The following is a 20,178-nucleotide window of genomic DNA, read 5'->3' as shown; positions in this document are numbered from 1 at the left end:
CTTATAAGAGTTGTACGTTTGATCGACAGAATTGTTGCTAGTTTTCGGAAAAAGAATCTGAATATGAGATAATAAGAGTAAGCAGGAAGGAGGAAGGAGGTAGCTATGAAACGGAAACTTATTATTGGGGATATCCATGGATATTTTCATGTACTTAAGCAGCTACTGGAAAAAGTAAATTATAAGCCTATGCAGGACCAAATTATTTTTATTGGTGATTATATAAGTAGAGGACCTGAATCTCTAAAAGTTGTTTCAGTGATAAAAAGAATGGTGGAGGAGGAAGATGCAATTGCTTTAATGGGGAATCATGAATATTCTTTGATTGAATTTTTAGACTCTCGGAACCCTTCCTTTGATTTGTTTTTCCTCCATCAAATGGGTGGTATGAACGCAATAGAAAGTTTTCTTCAAGGTGTTGATGATACAGTTTTTAACGACATAGAGCTTGTTAAAAGAACACTCAAAGTAGAGCGCAAAGAAGAGATTGATTTTATAAACCATTTACCTTATTACTTTGAAGATGAAGGCCATATTTATGTACACGCAGGAGTTCGTCCAAGGAATTGGCGAGAAACAACACCTTCTGATTTTGTCTGGATAGGTGAGGATTTTATAGAAAGTCCAACAGGCATTGACAAAGTTGTGATATTTGGACATACCCCGACTTCTAGAATAAAATCGAATCCAGAACCCAATCAAATTTGGTATTCAACAGAAGGTGATAAAATAGGGATAGATGGCGGGTGTGGCTATTCTGGTGGACAACTAAATGCGTTGGAAATCAATGCGGAAGGATACAGGAACCACTTTGTCAAATGTTAAAATACACAGCCCCTACCCTAGTTAAAAGGTGGGGGCTGTTTGACGCTTGTCAACTAACCGGCCATTTCCCTACTTTACAAGCCCCTGCAAGTAGTCCAGGAGCAGCGGATAGAAATGCGGTTTGAAGTGAACGCCGTTGTCTGCGTATTGGATTTTGTTGGCGGCGAAGAGGGGGGACAAGTCCACGTAATCGACTTTGACTTCATCGGCCAACTGTTCAAGCGCTTGGTTGAAGTCCGTAATGTTCGCATACTGTGGCACTTGCTTCAGGGCGTCCTTGGCGACTGGCGGAATCGACAGGATGTGGAGCTTGGCATTCGGCAGTTTGTTCCGGATGCTGCCGATCAGCTGGCGATAGCTCTCGATGAATTCCTGCTTGTCTGACAACCGAATGTCATTGCTGCCCAGCAGAATGAATACATGCTCCGGCGCCCGGCTGGCGAGTTTCTCGACATTCATGAGGGCGAGAGAGAGCGTCGCGCCGCTCGGGGCGATGACATTCGCCGTATCCACTTTGTTCAGATAGGACAACGCCCCCAGGATGGAATCTCCGAGGAAAACACTGTGCTTGAACGCTGCTTTGTAGGCTTCGTTCGTATCGGTGACCGCCGGACCGCGCGGCTGATGGGCCATATCCGTCCACTCCTTCAAATAGCCCAGCAGGATTGGGTAGAATGCGTTCGTGAAATGGGAGCCGTCTTCATCGTATTGAATCTTGTTCTGCTGGAAAATGGGGGCAAGGTCAATGTAGTCTACTCCCTTCTCCTTCGCCATCTTTTGCAGGGCTGCGTTGAATGTTTCAATCTGTGGGTTCATGGACGCACCGAACGGCGATGCGGCATCTACAGCCGTAATCGACAGCACGTAAACGCGGGCCGCCGGCAGCAGTTCCCTTATACGATCGACCAGCCGGGTGTATTGCTGTACGAACGTATTCTTCCCTTCCTCAGACGGTTCCCAGAGATCGTTCTGCCCCATTGACAGGAACACATGTGACGGCTTGCGGCTCGCGATCTCTTCGACGTTGTCCAGCGTAGATTGGACCGTTGCGCCCAATCCCCCCATAACGTTCGCTTCAGGCAGCAGGTCATCGTTCGTCAGTCCTCCGATAATGGAGTCGCCTACGAACAAGCTGCTATCGAACAATTCCTGGACGCTGCCTGCAGGCGCCTGTGTCGTAGCGAGCTGAGTTTGCCCCTTGTCGTAGGTCGTACCACAGGCGACGAGGGTCGATAGTATCGCCGCTGACAGAAAAATACGTACCCATCGTTGTACCATTTTCATACGCAATAACTCCTTCTTGCAAGATACCTCTATCATAGAATGGAGAAATCAATATCGGGTGCAGACAATCTCCTGATCGTCCACCATACGCAAGCCAAGCAAAGGTAGATGTAAAATTAAGGTAACGATAAGGTGCAATTTAGAAGCCATTAAGCTTAGCTCGTTACAATCAGGCTTGAGGTGATAGTCATGGAGCTAAAGCAGAATCGCGTACGCATCATCGATGGCTTGCGGGGATTTAGTTTAGTAGGAATTTTGTTGGCGAATATGCTGATTTTCCAGTATGGGATTTGGGGAAGCCAAGAATTGGATTTATACGCCCTCCCCGATTATGAAATGACTGTTTATAAGCTTGTGAAAATATTTGTGGAAGGCAGCTTTATGCCGATTTTTACCTTCATGTTTGGTTTTGGCATGATCAAGATGCAGCAAAGCTTGGCTGCCAAAGGTTTGAGGCAAAAACGTTACCTTGCCCGCAGGTTTTTGATGCTGATCGGACTTGGTTTGCTTCATTCGTACTTCCTTTGGGAAGGGGATATCTTAGCGTTTTATGGCATGATGGGCTTCTTTCTGTTACTGTTCATGAACTGTAAACCGAAAACACTGCTTATTTGGGGGATCATCTTACTCTGCCTCATCAGCTTAATGGGGCTTGTCCCAGATGATCCGAATGATCCTGCGAGTATTACCGATCCTGTCCGTATGGAAGCTTATGTGGTCAAAACCATGACTGTCTATGGCACGGGCACATACGAGGAGATTGTGCATCACAGAAGCAGTGAAGATCCGCTTGGTTTGCCAGAATACATGATATTTACTTTATTATTGATTACGCCGCTTATGAGCGCACCCATGTTCCTTTTTGGGATGTATGCTGCGAAGTGCAGGTGGTTCGAGAAGACAGAGGAAGAACGAACCTCGTATCTCCGAAACATGTTGATCTTCCTGCCAGCAGGGCTTTTGTTAAAAGCACTACATGTGTATCTGCCAGGAAGCTGGTGGAGTGGCATCGGTGAGATATCGGGGGGAACCATCCTTGCCATCGGTTACATTTTCGCCTTTGTTTGGTTCTTTTCGAGAAGCACGGAATCAAAATGGCTGCCAAGGTTTCAGGCCGTGGGTAAACTCTCCTTAACGAATTACCTTTTACAAACCGTCATTTGTACGACGATCTTCTATGGCTATGGACTCGGATGGTTCGGACAGATCGGGGTATTGGCTGGCTGCGGATTAGCAATCTTGATTTATGCGGGACAGCTTTTCTTAAGCCCGCTGTATCTAAAAAGGTTCCGTTATGGCCCAGTGGAACGACTATTGCGTATGTGGACGAATCTTTCATTCTCCGGCAAGACAAAGCAACCTTCAGAAAAACCTATTTCCGCATAGCATCAGACAACGAAAACCAAGCAGCTGTTCAATCGGCTACTTGGTTTTTGTTTGGTTCGTGGCCTCTAAAAATATGAATCCTCTTAGCGGTCTCCATCATATAATGTCAATGATTGGAAAAAGATGATCGGATGGGTCATCGTAAAGAACGGAGGATGGGAATTGGGACGTTTTCGAAGAGCAGTAACGAGTCTTGTTTTCTTTAGCCTCTTTTGCTTGATCTTCCAAGCATCCATATTCGTGCCTGTGAGCCAAGCAGCAAGTACAGAGGAAACACCTGCCGCGGTAGAGTCCACTGTAGATCTTCGTCACTTACAAGGAAAAGTCAATGAAATTAACGCCGAGAATTTAATCCAGGAAAAATATACGCCCGACAGCTGGAGCAAGCTTGTATATGCGTTGGATGCTGCAAAAGCCGTACTGACGAAGCCAAATGTCACCCAAGCAGAAATTGATAGTGCCTTGTCCGTGTTAGTCATAGCAAGAGAAGGGCTGAAGAAGCAGGCAGGTACAGTCGACAAGAGTAAACTGCAAACGAAAGTAGAGGAAATTGCAGTAGAAAAACTGCAAGAAAAAGATTACACGAGGGCCAGCTGGAAAGAGCTGCAGAATAGACTAGAGCAGGCTTACTTTGTGCTGGATGACCCGCATGCGAGTCAGCTTGTCGTAGATGTTGCCCTTGAGAAACTGATCAAAGCGAGACAAGATCTGAAGAGCCAAGATGACGCGGTCTATAAAAGAGAGCTGAGGGCCAAAGCCAGAGAGATTGAGGACAAAGACTTGGATGAAGACGACTACACCAGATCGAGCTGGCGCAAATTGGAAGACGCGCTTGAACATGCGTGGGATGTCATTGACGATCCACATGCTACGCAGTCTGAAGTAGATGACGCTCTGTACGATTTGAGAAAAGCATGGAGAAATCTAGAGGATGATGATCGAGACAGAGGCCGGGATCGGGATAAAGACAGTAGAAAGGGTTCCTATAACACGCCGACAACCATCTTTTTCACTGGCGGTAGCCCTACAGATAAGAAAGTGGTTCTCCCTGCAACCAATATAAAAAGTAAGAGTCAACGTGGCTATATCAATGGCTATCCAGACGGAACGTTTCAACCGGATCGCACGGTGACACGTGCGGAGATGGCTGCCATTTTACTGAACGCTGAAATGGTGAGCCAGTCTTCTGCGAATAAGGGTAGGTTCTTCGATGTAGCCGACAACTACTGGGCAGTAAATCCGATTCATCAAGCAAGTGCAGCGGGTATGATGAGCGGCTACCCAGATGGCACATTCCGTCCATCGGCCAACATTACCCGAGCGGAAATAGCCGCGGTCATCTATAAGTACAAGGCCTTGCAAGGTGCGGGAGGGGGCACTGCCTTTTTTGATGTGAGGGGAGACCACTGGTCATCTCCAATCATTGCAGCGGTTGTTGCAAAAGGCTACATGACAGGTTATCCGGACGGCACCTTCCAGCCAGAGAAAGCACTGACTCGTGCCGAAGCCGTAACGATTCTCAATCGCGTGCTGAATCGCGTGCCGCAGAACCAGGCTGGCCCGCAAAGATGGCCGGATGTCGTACCTGGTCATTGGGCGTATAAAGAAATTGAAGAAGCATCCATGAAGTAACGATTTCGAAAAAGGACTCACCCTCCTGTAAAATAAGAGGGTGATTTTTTTTAATCCTGACACACATGATGTCAGGATTCGTGCATTATGATGATGACAGTTACCGAATAGGTGCTGAACATGAGGAGTGTAAACAGATGAAGCTGGATCGATTACTTGCCATCACGATAGAGTTGATGACGAAAAAACGGGTGACAGCAACAGAGCTTGCAGCCAGATTTGAGGTCTCTGTTCGAACGATTTATCGTGATGTTGAGTTAATAAATCAAGCTGGCATTCCCGTCGTTTCATTTACGGGAGCAGATGGTGGATTCGAGCTCATGGAAGGTTTCTTCCTAACGAAGCAGCACTTCTCTGTGAAAGACTTTTCGGTCATATACAATCTCTTAAAAAGTACGGAAGGAGCTATCGGAGGAAAATATACGACGCTGGTTCAGAAGCTGGGGAGTCTGCAACCTGCTTTACTGAATGAGGGAAATAACGAATCGATCATTTTTAACCTGAGTACGGTAGAAGATGAGAAGGCCACCATTCACCCGCTTTCAGAGGCGATCCACCAAAATCAAGTCACGACTTTCTCATATAGGAGTGCATCAGGTACGGTCTCAGAAAGACGAGTAGAGCCGCTCCGCCTATTTTGGGAGCGTGGAGCGTGGTATCTTCAGGCGTATTGCTTGTTGCGTAAGGCCAATCGAATTTTTCGCCTTTCCAGGATTACCGCGCTTGAGGTGACAGAAGTCAGTTTTCAACCAAGAAAAGACCAGACAAGCCAGGACGAAGAAGAAACGAAAGACTTTGAAGGGACACTTGCACATCTGCGTTTTGATCCGTCCGTAGGGCTGCGTGTGCTGGAGCAGTTCCCGGGAGAATGCACGCATCACGGTACGCATATCGATTTGCACAAAGTTTTTTATAAACGAGACTACGCGGTTTCAGTCGTATTAAGTTATGGATCAAAGGTGGAGATTATTTCCCCTGACGACTTAAAGGAAGACGTCTTAAAAGAGATTAAAGAGATTCAGCAACGCTACCAATAATTCGAGGAGGATGCACAAAATGACGATTTTAGTAACGGGTGCAACAGGTACGGTAGGGAGACATGTGGTGGATCAGCTTTTGAAAAAAGGAGTCAAGGTGCGTGCCATTTCGCGAAATCCGGAAAAAGCCGACCTGCCGGCAGGAGTAGAGGTTGTGGCAGGGGACCTTGCTATCCCGGAAAGCTTGGAAGCGGCACTGCAAGGTGTAACGGCTATGCACTTAATTGCTTCGAGCTACACTTTTCAAACCGATCCGAAGGTAGTCGAAATGGCGGAAAGAGCAGGCGTGAAGCGCGTGTCCGTATTGGTGAGCGACACCGAAGGGCCTGTGGAAGAAGCACTGGCAAACAGCGGGATGGAATGGACGCTCCTGAAGCCTGTGGAATTCATGTCCAATGCGATTGTCGATTGGCAGGAATCGATTCGTTTGGAGGGAGTCGTGCGAGAGCCTTTTGGCAATGCCTTAAGCGCTAAAGTACACGAAGCAGATATCGCGAGTGTTTCTGTGGTGGCATTGCTGGAATCGGGCCACCATGGGCAAAGCTATTATCTAACCGGCCCAGAGGCGATTACACGTATTGAATCAGTTCAGATCATTTCGAAAATTTTGGAGAGAGAAATACGATTTGAAGAGCTTACGGAGGAACAGGCGCGACAGAATTGGAGAGATCAGGGTTACGAAGAGGGAGATATCGAATTTTTCGTAGCCATGGGCAAAAATCCACCTGAAGTGGGCTACACGGTCTTGTCCACGGTGGAGCAAGTGACCGGAAAGCCTGCAAGAACGTTTGCCGAATGGGCATCCGAACATAAAAGCTATTTTGGATAAGGAGTGGCTGTCATGTCATATGCCATTGAAGTGATGAATCTCAGGAAATCGTTCGGGGATCATGCGGTGGTCAAAGGAATTGACCTACATGTAAAAAAAGGGGAGCTGTTCGCTTTGCTCGGCCCGAATGGCGCTGGAAAAACGACCACCATCCATATGCTTTCCACGCTCCTTGCGCCAGACGGAGGAACGGCGTTGGTAGGCGGATGCGATATCGTGAAAAACGCGCAGGCTGTGCGCAAGAAAATAAGCCTGACAGGACAGTTTGCTGCCCTGGATGAAGGATTATCCGGATTGCAAAACTTGATCCTGATTGGCAGATTGTTTGGCTACTCTGCAAGGGAAGCCCGTACAAAAGCAAGTGAGCTGCTTGATACCTTTGGGCTTGCAGATTCCATGGATCGTACGGTGGAAAACTATTCTGGAGGGATGCGGCGGCGGTTAGATATCGCCGCTAGTGTCCTCACACAGCCGGAGCTTATTTTTCTGGATGAGCCAACCACGGGTCTCGACCCGCAAAGTCGGCAACAAGTATGGGAAGTCGTCCGTACGCTTTTGAAATCAGGCACTACTGTGCTGTTAACGACCCAATATCTCGAAGAAGCCGATCAATTAGCAGACCGGATTGCGGTGATCGATAAAGGAACGATGATTGCAGAAGGGACACCTGAGCAGTTAAAAGCCTCGGTGGGAGGAAAGACGTTGACGATTCGATTGACCGAACATCTGAACAAGGAACAGATAAGCCGTCTTTTGGAAGAAGATCTTCGGTTGCCGATTTATCCAGATCAAGATGACCCGTATTGTTTTAGAGTCCCGGTAAAAGAAGCGAGTCTGGCAAATCAAGCAATCGGGATGCTTCTGGCTAATGATGTTTCCATCGAGCATTTTTCCCTGAGTGACCCGAGTCTGGAAGAGGTGTTTTTGGCCCTGACGCATGGCGAAAAGAAGGAGGCCATCTCATGAACGCAACTCATACGCTCAGTACCTTTGCGGCGATCCGCATCTTTATGTGGCGCACATGGCAGAACACACAGAACAACCTTTTCACATTTTGCATGGACGCTATCCTCTCACCTGTGATTATGTTGCTTATTTTTACTTATTTGTTCGGTGGAGCCATCGCTGGTTCTACCGCAGCGTATCTCCAGTTTTTTCTGCCAGGTGTTCTTGTGTTGACGATCATTCCGATGACGGTCTATAGCGGGACGACGATCTGCCAGGATATTGCGAAGGGTGTGTATAACCGTTTTCGTACCATGCCCTTTTGGCAGCCAGCGTCTGTCATCGGCCCATTGCTGACAGATGGCTTGCGTTATACGATTGCCATACTCGTCGCCTTTGGGACAGGAATGCTGCTTGGGTTTCGCCCAGAAGGCGGCATAGTCGGTGCGACACTTGCTATTTTGTTTATCATTTTCTTCGCCTTTAGTGTGAGCTGGATTTTTTCCATGATCGGTATTTTGGCAAAGCGACCGGAGACAGTATCGGGTTCAAGTATGTTTTTTGTGTACCCGTTGCTTTTTGCCAGCACGATCTTCGTAGATTCTTCCACCATGCCCAAATGGATGGGGACGATCGTCAATCTTAACCCGATCAGTATTGCGGTAGGGACGGTTCGAGGATTGATGGGGGGAACAGCAAATGTTTCTGATGTGATGGTCGGGATCGGATTATGTCTGTTGCTGATTGTCATATTTGCTCCGTTGACGATGCGTCTGTATTTGACCAAGTCAAATCGGTAACTTCAAGGATTCATAGGGAAAGCATCGACGATCAATGTCGATGCTTTTTATTTATAGTGAAAATGGTCGTATTTTCTATTCTTTTCTATCATTCGGTTATCTCTTCCAGAAAGTTGTGGTATAATCTACCACTAAGATAGAATAGTAAAAATCATTCAGCTTAGAATCGAGAGGGGAAAGTTTCATGAAACTAAACAAACGTTGGAGCAAACTGACTCGCTGGGCGGGTACGGGTGCACTCAGTTTGGCGCTTTTGCTAGGGTATGTGTTCCCTGTTCATGGGCAGACTCCCGTAGCTCCCGCAATCAGCCCTTGGTCGGTAACAACGTTGAATGAAGGGGAGAAATACGGAATTTTTCCACTGGCGTGGTATGAAGAAGGTTCTTTTCAGCAATCGATTCCTGCTGACAAGTTTATCACCTTGATGGAAGGAACAGCGAAAAAGCTGGATCTTCTGGGACTGAAGAAAAAGAACGCTTCCTTGTCCTTTCCAACTGATAAGGTCATTACGAGAGAAGCAGTCATTACTTCTTTGTACAAACTCCTGGCGAACTACGAACTGCCAGCAGCATTCGAAATGACCGGGGACAACCCGATTGACTACATGAAGAAAAAAGGCTTGGTCAAAGGGACAAGCGCAGGTCTCGAGCTGAATCAGCCAAGTACGGTTGAACAAGCGACGGTGCTGGCGAGCCGACTGGTCGAGTTCGCATTCGATACAGTGGGCGGCGGTGCCGAAGGTCTCATGTGGAAAGTGACCAACGGCAAAAATACCATGTACTTGCTTGGCTCGATTCACATGGGGATCGCAGATATGTACCCGATGCAAAAAGACATCCGGGAAGCGTATGAAGAGTCGGATGAACTGTGGGTGGAAGCCGATATTATCAACGGTGACAGTGACTATTTAACACAAAAGATGGTTTACACGGATGGCACGACACTGAAGGATCATGTATCTGCTGAGACGTACCAAAAGGTGCAAAAATTGCTTGCCAAGCTGCAACTGCCAGCCAATTCTTTTGACGCCTACAAGCCGTTTGCGGTTTCTTTGTCTGTGCCAACGCTCGGCTACGTAGACAGCGATACGGATGTTCAGTTCGCGATGCTATCCGGCATCGACAGGTACTTCCTGACAAAGGCGATGCTGGATGAGAAGCCGATCAACGAGCTGGAAGGCATTAAGCTGCAAGCGGACTTGCTGTCAGGTGTACCGGCAGAACAGCAGGAGAAAGAATTGAACATCATTTTAGATAGCGCTATGGCCGAAAAAGGGCTGGAGGAAAGCACAAAGCTATTAAAAGACATGCAGACAGAGTGGGTAGAAGGCGATCTGAATGGCTTTACCCAAATCATGACGACGCATGGCGATTTCGGTGAAGGCGAAGTGAATCAGCGTCTGCTCGGTGAGCGGGACAAAAACATGGCTATTAAACTGGCAGAGGTGTTGGAGAAAGAAGGGGAAACGACTTCTTTTGTCGTAGTAGGTGCAGCCCACTTTTCAATGAAGGGCATGGTTATCGATCATTTGAAAGCCAAGGGCTATAACGTCCAACAATTGCAATAAGAGCTAGAATAGGAAGTGTCGGCGCGAATGCTGGCACTTCTTTTTTGTTTACCGAAAAAATGCTTACCCGGGCAACTGTTGCTAACATTCTCCAGTTGATAGTAAAATTATACTATCTTGGCATACATAGGAGGTATTTTGCGTGGGCTTGTTTGATATGTTTAAGACGGACAAAGGGGAAGAAATGACCCCTCATTTTGGATTCGCATGTTCCTTGCTCTATATGATGAAATCGGATGGAGAAATGGACCACGAGGAAATCGGTCAATTGCTCGCTGTATTGGGCGGTGAAGAAAGCAACGGCGTGATTGGTGTAGGTGCGAATAACAGACAGTTGCTCGATAACGCAATGAAATATACACGCAATAACTCTATCGAGAAATTCCTGAGCGAAGTAACGCCATTGCTCACAGATGCTCAAAAAATGTGCATCCTGGTTAACCTGATCGATTCCTCCCTGGCAGATGGCCAACCTGAGCGTGAAGAGCAAGAGCTGTTTGGCAAGTTCTTGACTGCGTTTGGTATTTCGGAAGATCGTTTCCGTCCATTCTTTGAAGTAATCGTGTTGAAAAATGACCGTGGTGTGTTCGTGAATCAAAACCATCCAAAGAACCAACCAGGTTACAGAGTTACACTTCCTGTTTAATCTTTGATACGAATTCAGAACCTTCTCATTTGAGAAGGTTTTTTTCGTTTTTAGAAAAAGACAGACCCTCAAATGAGCAATACAGAAGAAATGTCTCCGCTTTGATTGTGCTACGATCTGTTTAGGAAAAAAATGAAAGGTGGGACCCCCATGCGGAGTCAAATTTCCAAAACCCGTCTGTGGATTGCACGGATTATGAGCGGACTTGTCATTCTTTTTATGCTTTTTGACGGTGTATTCAAACTCATCCAGCCTGCTCCTGTCGTAGAGGGAACCCTCGTACTCGGCTATGCGGAGCATCACATTGGCGTGATCGGCATTCTCGCCCTTGTATCAACGGTGTTGTATGCAATACCACGGACAGCAGTTTTAGGCGCACTTCTGTTGACTGGATTTTTCGGTGGAGTCATTGCTACCCAGATCCGTGTAGATGCGCCACTTTTTTCCCATACGCTGTTTGCTGTCTACCTCGCGATTTTGATGTGGGGCGGATTGTGGCTGCGGGATGAGCAGGTGCGAAAACTGCTTTTTGTTGCAAAAGGGGAAAAGTGATGTTCGGGCAACTGCTAGACGCAATCGCGCAACGCTCGAAGAAGAGCACTACACTGCTCATTGGGATTGATGGTGGTGGAGGCGCTGGGAAAAGCACTTTGGCTGAAAAAATAAAAGTGGCTTGCGATGACGTGACGATTGTTCACATGGATGATTTCTACTTGCCGTCTTCGCAGCGAATCGACACAAAGCCCGCTAACAAACCGATAGGGGCGGATTTTGACTGGGAGCGTCTGGCTAGCCAAGTGCTGGAACCGCTCCTCCAGGAAAAAACGGGACGCTATCAACGGTATGATTGGGAGACGGACACATTAGCCGAGTGGCACGCCGTTCCGGTCGGAGGAATTGTAATCGTGGAAGGAGTATACGCGATTCGAAGGGAACTGGCCACGCATTACGATCTGACGATTTGGATCGAGACACCAAGAAGCACGAGGCTGTTGAGAGGGCTTGAGCGAGACGGGGAAGCAGCCCGTGATCTATGGGAAAATCAATGGATGGTGGCAGAAGATTTGTACCGAGAGCAACACGAACCGCATAAGAGAGCGGACTTCATTATTGATGGAACCCCGTGATCAACAACTACTCAAAAAGAAGCTGTAGCCACTTTCCGGCTACAGCTTTTTCCATGATCCTATTTGGTTGTAACCGTGAATCTCCGGTATTCGTTGGGCAACAGCCCGGTGCTCTTGCGAAACAGCTGGGAGAAGCGACTGGAGTTGTGGTAGCCCACGATATACGCAATCTGATTGATGTGTAAATCGGTGTTCGTAAGCAGTTGCTCGGCGTGATTCATTCGCTTGTTTTGAATATATTCGGTAATGGTGCATTGGTTCACTTGCTTAAAGGTGTATTTCAGCTTGGTGAGTCCCATGCAGGCAATCCGGGCGAGGTGCTCCAAGTGTATTTCGGAGGCGAAGTGATCGTCAATGTAGGCGGTCACAGCTGTCAGGCCGTCCAAATCCTGCCGAGATATGCTTTTGGTTGGATGCGTTTTTTTGTGTGCTTTGGCCTTTTCCACGATCAGTGATACTGCTTCTGCGACTTTCCCCTCGTAGTACAGCTTTGCGGCAATTCCCGTTCCCCGAAAATTCCGTATCTGTCTGAGCAAGAAAACAAGCTCCGCGAAATTCGTCATTCCATCTACTGCAATAAAGGACGAGCGCAGGTCCTTATACTCTACTGGATATTTGCTTTTCAAATAATCCTCGTAATACTCCGGCATGATTTCAATAGCCGTCGAGCGAATGGGAATGTTTTTGCGGTAACTGGCCCGATACATATTGTTATAGCCGATATGGACGCGGATGCAGCCGCTTGACAAGCGTTTATACGGGTTGAATTCTTCTCCAGAGACGGAATCGTAATAATTGAAGCTCAGGTACTTGGGTTGCTGGAACTCCAGAAACAAATCCTCGTAAAAGACGAAATCATGGATCGAAATCGAAAACAGGTTGTCGCGCGTATAAGTCCAGTAGCTCCCCTGCCCTTTCTCTGGCAAAACAGAAAAGCAAAGACCCTCGCGATTGTATGGACCGTGGTCGTCGTCAGGATAAAAGCCGCATTGCATTAAACACGGCGTATGTAGTTCTGTCAAAATATCTTTCATTATAGTCACCACCCATGCCGTGATCGGACGAAAACATACCACGAAAAGACGTATGTCTACCTGTCGTATTGCTAGAGATTGTGATCATCATTATCATTACGATTTGTAAGGGGGAATGCTACGTGCTCTTTGTCCCCTTAATAAGGTTGTGTGTGATCTTGGTTGTAGGGGTGTCTATCGAATGAAGGAAGAAGCATATAAAAAAGAAACAACTCGTACGAGACGTCTCGGTCCTAGAACGCATCTGTTGGTGCTGGTAATAGCGAGTATTTTGGCCATGACCGTTCGTGATGATATGCAGGTGCATTTACTGGTGGCACTAAGTGTAGTGTACTTGGTATGGAATCACCTGTCCAGAAAGGCGTTTCAACTGGTCGTGTTCTATTGCGTGTGCATGGCTTTTGTGTTTTTCATGCCGAATGCGTTGGCATTGGGAACGATGAAGCTCATTGTCTACACGATGGTGAGAATGATGCCTGTCATCATGATCGGCACGGTTCTGATCTATACGCCTCCTGGCAGTATCATGAGTGCCTTTGAGAAGATGTATGTCCCCAAACCGATTTTGGTGATGATTTGTATTTTGATCCGTTTTTTCCCTGTAGTCATTTTGGAAATGAAAGCGATTCGTGACGGTATCCGCGCCAGAGGGATTTTTCCGCATTGGTACAGTGTATATAAGCATCCGGCCATGGCCTACGAATGTTTTTTTATGCCGTTGGTCGTCCGCTGCCTGAAGCTGTCGTCAGAACTGGCGTCGTCTGCTGAGCTCCGCGGTATCGAGTGCACAAACGCGCGGACCTCTATCTATCCAGTTGGCTTCAAGACCATGGATGGCATCGTCGTCGGGGTGTATGCGCTGATCGGCTCGGCAATTTACTGGACGGGAGGGATGATTTCGTGATTGAGCTGAACGATGTCACGTTTCATTATGGTCAGGAAGATGGAGGACATGACACGGAGACAGGCGTGAAAAATATCAGCTTATCTGTAAAAGCTGGACATTGTGTCGTGCTATGTGGGCGGTCCGGCTGCGGCAAGAGTACGATTATGAGGCTGGTCAATGGTCTCGCACCCAATTTTTATGCCGGACGTCTCACGGGTGAAGTAAGCGTGGGCGGAAAAAGTCCTGCGAGCATGCTGCCCGAGGAACGTACCCGGCTCATGGGCGTCGTATTTCAAGATCCCCGCAGCCAATTTTTTATGGAAACCGTCCGGGATGAGCTGGCGTTTTCCGCAGAAAACATCGGCATGGCACCAGACGAGATTCGAAACCGGATGGATAGGCAGGCCAGCCAGCTCGGGATTTCCCACTTGCTCGATACCTCTTTACATAAACTGTCCAGCGGGCAAAAGCAACGAGTGGCTATAGCAGCCGCATCCGTTTTGACACCGCCACTTCTTTTGCTGGATGAGCCTACTGCGAATCTGGACGCTTCCTCTACACAAAACCTGATTGAAATCTTAAGCAAGCTCAAGCAAAATGGTACCACTCTGCTCATCAGCGAGCATCGGCTAGTTCCCTTTCTACCCGTTGTCGATTTGTTTGTCTGCATGGAAAATGGCAAAATCGCACGGACGTGGACGAAGGACGAGTTTTGCCAGCTGTCTCATGATGACGTGCGTGTGTACGGTCTGCGTCATCCTGACATGACGCTTCCCGAGACAGCGAAGAAACGTGAGCAGCCAGAGATGTCCGAATCCATGGTGGAAGGAAGAGGGCTTAGCTATTTTTATAAAAAGAAAAACGACGGAATCACCGATATCAACATCTCGCTTCCACAGGGGAGCGTAACAGCGTTGACTGGAGAGAACGGTACGGGCAAGACGACACTATGCAAAATTTTATGCGGTCTTCTTCGTGAGCGAAAAGGAACGATTGTCCGCCAAGGTCGTAAATTGTCCGCCAGCAAAAGACGAGCTGTGAGCTATTTGGTGATGCAGGATGCGGACTACCAGCTCTACGCAGACAGTGTCGGGAACGAAATCGTGTTGGGAAAAATTTTGAATGAAGAGCTCCGCGAAAAGGTGTATGAAGCGATGGATGCTTTCGGTTTGCGCGAGCTTCGCGATCGGCATCCTGCGTCATTATCCGGTGGAGAGAAGCAGCGGGTCACGATGGCAGCCGCTTATTGCTCCGAGGCAGAACTGATCGTGCTGGATGAACCGACAAGCGGACTTGACGGCGATGGAGTGCTAAAGGTAGCCGCATGGGTGAAAAAGCTGGCCGAGGCAGGCAAAACGGTCGTCATTATTACGCATGACCAGATTCTTTCCAAGCTGGCATGTGATCAAGTGGTTGAGCTGAGGCATACCCGAGATGTGGAGACGATTTTTGCGGAGCCAGGGATACGAACAACGATTGAAACTGCCAATCGTTGACAGATGAAAAAGCATGTGGTAGGATGGTCACAACTTATCAGGGACGGAGGGTTACGTGTGGCAAATTAATTTTTCGATACTTTATTCGCACAACACAATCGATGAAATAGTGAGAAAAGGCTATGTTGTGTGCATACGAATCGAAAAATGGATTGCCGCTACGGTAACCCAATTGAATCATGGGCAAATGAGAGTGAGGAAGGCAAGCGTGACGACCTCCTCTATTTGCATGATCTGCGAAGAGAATGGAACCAATCCTGTACGATCAGATACTGGTATCTGATGTTCTTGGTTTTCGTTTCTTCTTCCTTTTTCGATGACGTAAGCACAGGCAGCCTAGCCTGTGTTTTTTTATTTCAGTTCGTTGAGGAGGAAAACATACAATGGCAGAACAGATCTTAAAAGTGAACGGTGTGGAAATATGTGCGGAAAGCTTTGGGAAGCCCACAGATCCGGCGATTTTGCTGATTATGGGAGCTCAAACGTCCATGCTTTGGTGGGAGGAAGAATTTTGTCAGCGAATAGCCGACGCTGGACGCTTTGTCATTCGTTTTGATAATCGGGATGTTGGACGCTCCACGACTTATGAGGTTGGCCGTCCGGGATACACGTTTGAAGATATGGCGGATGATGCCATTCATGTCCTGGATGCATACGGCGTACAGCAGGCGCATATCGCCGGGATGTCAATGGGCGGAATGTTGACGCAAATCATCGCCTTGCGACATCCCGAAAGAGTTCGAACGATCACATTGCACGCATCCTCGAATTTTGCTCCCGGCCTACCGCCAATCGATGAGAAGCTGATGGAGTTTTTCAGCAAGATGGGGGAGATCAACTGGGAGGATGAGCAGGAGGCGTTAGGGGCGGCGGTCGCGAGTTGGAAAGTTCTCAGTGGTTCCAAGCATCCTTTTGACGAGCAGCGCGTCCGTGAATTGGCCCAAATCGATATCGCCAGAAGCAACCATTATGCAAGTAAGTTCAACCACGCCTTTGTGACGGCCAGTGAACCGTACTTGTTGCGGACAGCGGAAATCGCTGTGCCAGCTCTCGTGATTCACGGTACAGAAGACTTGCTTATCCCTTTCGCGCATGCATTACATCTTGCGAACACCATTCCGGGAGCAGTCTTGCTCACGTTGGAAGGGACAGGGCATGAGCTTCCTCATGGGGATTGGGAGGTCGTCATCGAAGCGATTTTGAAGCATACACAAGAAAAGGAAGCGTAATTACACTTCCTTCTCTTCGCAGAGCAAGCGGATGAGCGAGTGGTCTTAACATTCGCGAGATCGCGCTGGCTCCACCCAGGCAGCAAGGTTAATTAGTAGCAAAAAAAGACGGAGCGGAAAACAGGAATCACTCCTGCTTTCCCTCCGTTTTTTTGTAGCGGGAATGGCGTATTTCCTTTTGTGGGGAAACAGCCACAATCAATATGGAATCGTTTTCGTTTATGCTCTCGGGCTAACGAGAATTTTCACCTGGTTTTTCTCTTTCAGCAGTGCTTCAAAACCATGCTCCACGATCTCGTCGAGCTTGATGCGTTGGGTGACCAGCTTGTCTGCCGGGAAGAAGCCCTTTTCCATCAGGCTGATGACGGCAGGGAATACGTCGCGGTAGCCGATGATACCTGTCATGTTGCGCTCTTTCATGACGATGTGATTTGGCTTGATTGGTGCTTCTCTTTCGAAGATGCTGACGATCATGATTTGTCCAGCGATTTTGGTAGATTCGATGGCTTGCGTGAGGACAGGAGGCACGCCTGTGACTTCAAAGGCGATATCTGCGCCGCCATTTGTCCGTTTGTGAATTTCCTGGACGACGTCGTATTCTTTCGGATCGATGACGATGGCGCCCAGCTCAGCTGCCTTGTTTTTGCGTTCGGGGGACAGCTCCACAGCATAAATCTCAGCAGCACCTGCTGCTTTCAGTGCTTCAATGACAAGCAAGCCGATAGGACCGGCACCGAATACGACAGCTTTGTCACCTGCTTTCAACTGACTTGAACGGACTGCATAAAGGGCTACGGCAGATGGCTCCACAAGAGCGCCTTGCTCATAAGAGAGACTGTCTGGGATTTTGTGAACCATGTGTTCATCGCAAGCCACGTATTCCGAGAAGCCGCCGCCACCGCCGGCCAGACCGAGGAAGCCCATTTTTTCACAAAGATTGTATTTGCCTTGTCTGCACGCAGCGCAGGTTCCGCAAGCGAAAACCGGCTCGACGACGACGCGATCGCCAACCTTGATAGTGGTTACGCCTTCCCCGATTTCCACCACTTGTCCGGAAAATTCATGCCCCATTACGATCGGGGCTTTTTCGCCTGTAAGCGGATGTTCAGCTCCCTGTGGGATGAAGATCGGGCCAGCAACGTATTCGTGCAAGTCGCTTCCGCAAATACCGCACCACTCAACTCTGATTTTCACTTTACCTTTGGACGCAATCGGTTCCGAAATGGTTTCCAATCGGAGGTCTTTCAAACCGTGCCAACGTAACGCTTTCATATCTGCCATCTCCTCGTTCGATTTGGTTTCTATATGAAATTCAGCAAGTAAAATAGGAAACGTTTCCGAAAAATAATATGTCATAAGTTTGGCATCTTGTCAATTTGATTTCCTAGGCAAGAGTTGGGGGTGGTGTGCAATCGGTTGAGGAGAGGATGTTGATTCTAGCTACGTTGAGAAGATGTATCCGTGTTGTGCAACAGGTGCGAAGTTGCCTGCCATGTTTTGCTCACGCCTCGTTACCATTGGTTTTGTGTATGCTATAATAGCGGTAGGAAAACATATTTTAGCTCGGAAACATAGAAAACGATTCCGATATGGAAAGGAAAGCAAGGCGTTGGATACAAAAAATAAAGTGACAATAGAAGACGTAGCGAAGAAGGCGGGCGTAGGAATCGCAACGGTATCGAGGGCCATCAATGACAGCGGGGGAATCAGTCCGAAGACAAAAGCGTTGATTTTACAGGTGATCGATGAGTTGGGCTTTATTCCGAACACTTCTGCGCAAAGTCTAAAGGTGCGCCAAACCTATCAAATCGCACTGGCTGTCCCTGACATTCGCAATGCGATCATTCCGGATATCGCCTGGTCGGTCGAGCAAGCGGCCAAGCAGCATGGCTACCGCGTCGTACAAATTAATACAGCAGGAAATGCCCGAATGGAGCTTGAGACCGTGCGTGAGGTCAAAAAGCTGCATGTAGACGGGCTGATTATCATGCCGCTCGCCTATCCGAAGACGTTGGTCCAGATGATTAACAAAGCGAGTGTTCCAGTTTCGATTATTAACTATGGGAAAAAGCTCGAAGACAATGTGAAAGCAGATGTAGTCAGCATGGCCCGTCAGGAAGGCCGGCTCGTCATGGAGCATCTGATCAAAATTGGCCGCACGCGAATCGCTTATGCAGGTGCGCCGAAGGACAAGATCGAGGAGCGGTATTTTGCCTATGAGGCGTCGCTTCAGCACGTCGATCCTTCGCTGGTGTATTTTGGCGAGGACTTCTCGTTTGAGACGGGCCTTCGTGCTGCGGATTACTTTTTTAGCCTAAAAAACATGCCGGACGCCATCTATGCGGTCAATGACATGGTGGCAATCGGGATCGTGAATCGGTTCAAGGAGCTCGGCGTTCGCGTGCCAGAAGATGTCGCGGTCGTAGGAATTGACAACAATGTGTGGACGACGATTACGACTCCACAGATCAGTTCTGTTTCGATCATGGGGGAAGAGGTGGCGCGGCTGGCGACTGAGCTTTTGCTGAAACGGATTCGAGAGCAGGGGGCAGGAGCGTACGAGCGCGTACAGTTCGAGCCGCGGCTGATTGTAAGGGAGTCCAGTGTGGCGGTTATCCGTAAATCCTCGTTGGATACGTAGGGGATTTTTAGATGAAAAGCCGAGTGAAAGACAGGCGATCGGTGATGATGCCTGGCGTTTACTCGGCTTTGGCTTTAAGGTAATATGGCAAACGAACGAACAGGAAACCCGGAGGCTTTTTCAGGCTTTGGCGTAATGTTTACAATGACAGCACCTTTTGCCGGGAGCTTATCGAGATTTTTGAGCAGCTCTACTTGATAGGTGTCTTGATCGAGTACGTAATATTCACCCAAAAGCGCTCCATTTTTTCGGTAATCGATCGTCGCATCCGTATCGAAGGTTTCGTGACCGACTGCTTTGATTTGTCTTTCCTCGAACAAAAATTTCAAAGCCTCCAATGACCAGCCAGGAGCGTGGTTGTTGCCATCTGCATCCTTGTTGTTGAAGGCTTCCACATCTGGCCAGCGCTTGCTCCAATCTGTGCGCAAGGCGACGAAGGAGCCGCTCTCGATTTGACCATGCTCGGTTTCAAAATGCAAGATGTCTTCCACGGTTAGCGAATAGTCGTTGTTGGCCTCTGCCTCTTTTGATTTGTCGATGACGACAAGCGGCAATACGAGTTCTTTCAGTTCGATCTCGTCCAGATAACGCTTGTTGCGCACAAAGTGAATCGGTGCATCCAAGTGCGTACCGTACTGTCCAGGAAAAGAGAAGCGCTGGGCAAAGAAGCCATCGTCATGTGTGAACAGCGTTTGGAATTCGGCGGCGTCAAAGGCGTGGAAGTGTGGAGACTCCGGACCGAATGTGTGCGTGAGATCTACCCATTCTTTTTGTTTTAACAGGGTAATTGCTTGAATCAAGTCATTTGCCATGT

19 protein-coding genes are annotated in these 20,178 nt (G+C 48.2%); 15 read left to right on the top strand and 4 right to left on the bottom strand.

The annotated features are described in order from the left end of the window. The first annotated feature begins 105 nt into the window (after nucleotides 1–105). Complete coding sequence (locus tag EL268_RS22605; protein WP_106654667.1) at nucleotides 106–825, top strand: metallophosphoesterase; 720 nt, start codon at nucleotides 106–108, stop codon at nucleotides 823–825. A 69-nt stretch (nucleotides 826–894) separates the two neighbouring features. On the opposite strand, the gene EL268_RS22600 is transcribed toward EL268_RS22605, so the two are convergent. Next, on the bottom strand, nucleotides 895–2,145 hold the full coding sequence (locus EL268_RS22600; protein ID WP_232030009.1) for a DUF459 domain-containing protein: 1,251 nt from the start codon (nucleotides 2,143–2,145) through the stop codon (nucleotides 895–897). A gap of 153 nt (nucleotides 2,146–2,298) precedes the next feature. Here EL268_RS22600 and EL268_RS22595 point away from each other — a divergent pair, with 153 nt between their 5' ends. From EL268_RS22595 to EL268_RS22550, 10 genes are all read left to right on the top strand, one after another. Continuing rightward, nucleotides 2,299–3,495: a DUF418 domain-containing protein gene (locus EL268_RS22595; RefSeq protein ID WP_106654669.1), complete on the top strand. Its 1,197-nt coding sequence runs from the start codon at nucleotides 2,299–2,301 to the stop codon at nucleotides 3,493–3,495. Between the two features lie 162 nt (nucleotides 3,496–3,657). Further along, on the top strand, nucleotides 3,658–5,127 hold the full coding sequence (locus EL268_RS22590) for an S-layer homology domain-containing protein (RefSeq protein ID WP_232030000.1): 1,470 nt from the start codon (nucleotides 3,658–3,660) through the stop codon (nucleotides 5,125–5,127). Between the two features lie 137 nt (nucleotides 5,128–5,264). Next, on the top strand, nucleotides 5,265–6,164 hold the full coding sequence (locus tag EL268_RS22585) for a helix-turn-helix transcriptional regulator (protein WP_106654671.1): 900 nt from the start codon (nucleotides 5,265–5,267) through the stop codon (nucleotides 6,162–6,164). A 19-nt stretch (nucleotides 6,165–6,183) separates the two neighbouring features. After that, nucleotides 6,184–6,993 carry an NAD(P)H-binding protein gene (locus EL268_RS22580; protein WP_106654672.1) on the top strand — a complete coding sequence of 270 codons (810 nt, stop codon included), beginning with the start codon at nucleotides 6,184–6,186 and terminating at the stop codon, nucleotides 6,991–6,993. A gap of 12 nt (nucleotides 6,994–7,005) precedes the next feature. After that, nucleotides 7,006–7,959: an ATP-binding cassette domain-containing protein gene (locus EL268_RS22575; RefSeq protein ID WP_106654673.1), complete on the top strand. Its 954-nt coding sequence runs from the start codon at nucleotides 7,006–7,008 to the stop codon at nucleotides 7,957–7,959. Beyond that, on the top strand, nucleotides 7,956–8,738 hold the full coding sequence (locus EL268_RS22570) for an ABC transporter permease (protein WP_106654674.1): 783 nt from the start codon (nucleotides 7,956–7,958) through the stop codon (nucleotides 8,736–8,738). Before EL268_RS22575 ends, EL268_RS22570 begins: the two co-directional genes overlap by 4 nt. A 184-nt stretch (nucleotides 8,739–8,922) precedes the next feature. After that, entirely contained in the window at nucleotides 8,923–10,305 is a 1,383-nt protein-coding gene (locus EL268_RS22565) for a TraB/GumN family protein (RefSeq protein ID WP_106654675.1), read from the top strand. 142 nt (nucleotides 10,306–10,447) lie between these two features. Beyond that, entirely contained in the window at nucleotides 10,448–10,951 is a 504-nt protein-coding gene (locus tag EL268_RS22560; protein ID WP_048031763.1) for a tellurite resistance TerB family protein, read from the top strand. Between the two features lie 150 nt (nucleotides 10,952–11,101). Then, nucleotides 11,102–11,503 (top strand): DoxX family protein, encoded by a 402-nt coding sequence (locus EL268_RS22555; RefSeq protein WP_106654676.1) that lies wholly within the window; start codon nucleotides 11,102–11,104, stop codon nucleotides 11,501–11,503. Continuing rightward, a complete protein-coding gene (locus EL268_RS22550; RefSeq protein ID WP_106654677.1) occupies nucleotides 11,503–12,078 on the top strand; it encodes a uridine kinase family protein in 576 nt (191 codons plus the stop codon). The genes EL268_RS22555 and EL268_RS22550 overlap by 1 nt, the downstream gene beginning before the upstream one ends. A 59-nt stretch (nucleotides 12,079–12,137) precedes the next feature. On the opposite strand, the gene EL268_RS22545 is transcribed toward EL268_RS22550, so the two are convergent. Next, a complete protein-coding gene (locus EL268_RS22545) occupies nucleotides 12,138–13,112 on the bottom strand; it encodes a helix-turn-helix domain-containing protein (RefSeq protein WP_106654678.1) in 975 nt (324 codons plus the stop codon). A gap of 181 nt (nucleotides 13,113–13,293) precedes the next feature. Here EL268_RS22545 and EL268_RS22540 point away from each other — a divergent pair, with 181 nt between their 5' ends. The 3 genes from EL268_RS22540 (at nucleotide 13,294) to EL268_RS22530 (ending at nucleotide 16,723) form a co-directional block, all read left to right on the top strand. Continuing rightward, nucleotides 13,294–14,016 carry an energy-coupling factor transporter transmembrane component T gene (locus EL268_RS22540; protein ID WP_106654679.1) on the top strand — a complete coding sequence of 241 codons (723 nt, stop codon included), beginning with the start codon at nucleotides 13,294–13,296 and terminating at the stop codon, nucleotides 14,014–14,016. After that, nucleotides 14,013–15,494 (top strand): ABC transporter ATP-binding protein, encoded by a 1,482-nt coding sequence (locus EL268_RS22535; protein ID WP_106654680.1) that lies wholly within the window; start codon nucleotides 14,013–14,015, stop codon nucleotides 15,492–15,494. Before EL268_RS22540 ends, EL268_RS22535 begins: the two co-directional genes overlap by 4 nt. 383 nt (nucleotides 15,495–15,877) lie before the next feature. Next, a complete protein-coding gene (locus EL268_RS22530; RefSeq protein ID WP_106654682.1) occupies nucleotides 15,878–16,723 on the top strand; it encodes a BRB family alpha/beta fold macrolide esterase in 846 nt (281 codons plus the stop codon). Nucleotides 16,724–16,942: 219 nt separating this feature from the next. On the opposite strand, the gene EL268_RS22525 is transcribed toward EL268_RS22530, so the two are convergent. Next, complete coding sequence (locus EL268_RS22525) at nucleotides 16,943–17,995, bottom strand: 2,3-butanediol dehydrogenase (protein WP_106654703.1); 1,053 nt, start codon at nucleotides 17,993–17,995, stop codon at nucleotides 16,943–16,945. A 337-nt stretch (nucleotides 17,996–18,332) separates the two neighbouring features. Here EL268_RS22525 and EL268_RS22520 point away from each other — a divergent pair, with 337 nt between their 5' ends. Next, the gene (locus EL268_RS22520; protein WP_106654704.1) at nucleotides 18,333–19,364 is read left to right on the top strand and encodes a LacI family DNA-binding transcriptional regulator; all 1,032 of its coding nucleotides are present in this window, start codon (nucleotides 18,333–18,335) and stop codon (nucleotides 19,362–19,364) included. Between the two features lie 74 nt (nucleotides 19,365–19,438). Here the strand turns inward: EL268_RS22520 and EL268_RS22515 are convergent, their stop codons facing one another. Next, the gene (locus EL268_RS22515; protein ID WP_106654683.1) at nucleotides 19,439–20,176 is read right to left on the bottom strand and encodes a cyclase family protein; all 738 of its coding nucleotides are present in this window, start codon (nucleotides 20,174–20,176) and stop codon (nucleotides 19,439–19,441) included. Between the last annotated feature and the right edge of the window lie 2 nt (nucleotides 20,177–20,178).

Source organism: Brevibacillus brevis (assembly GCF_900637055.1).
Classification (GTDB): Bacteria; Bacillota; Bacilli; order Brevibacillales; family Brevibacillaceae; genus Brevibacillus; species Brevibacillus brevis.
This window is presented reverse-complemented; position numbering and strand designations above follow the sequence as displayed.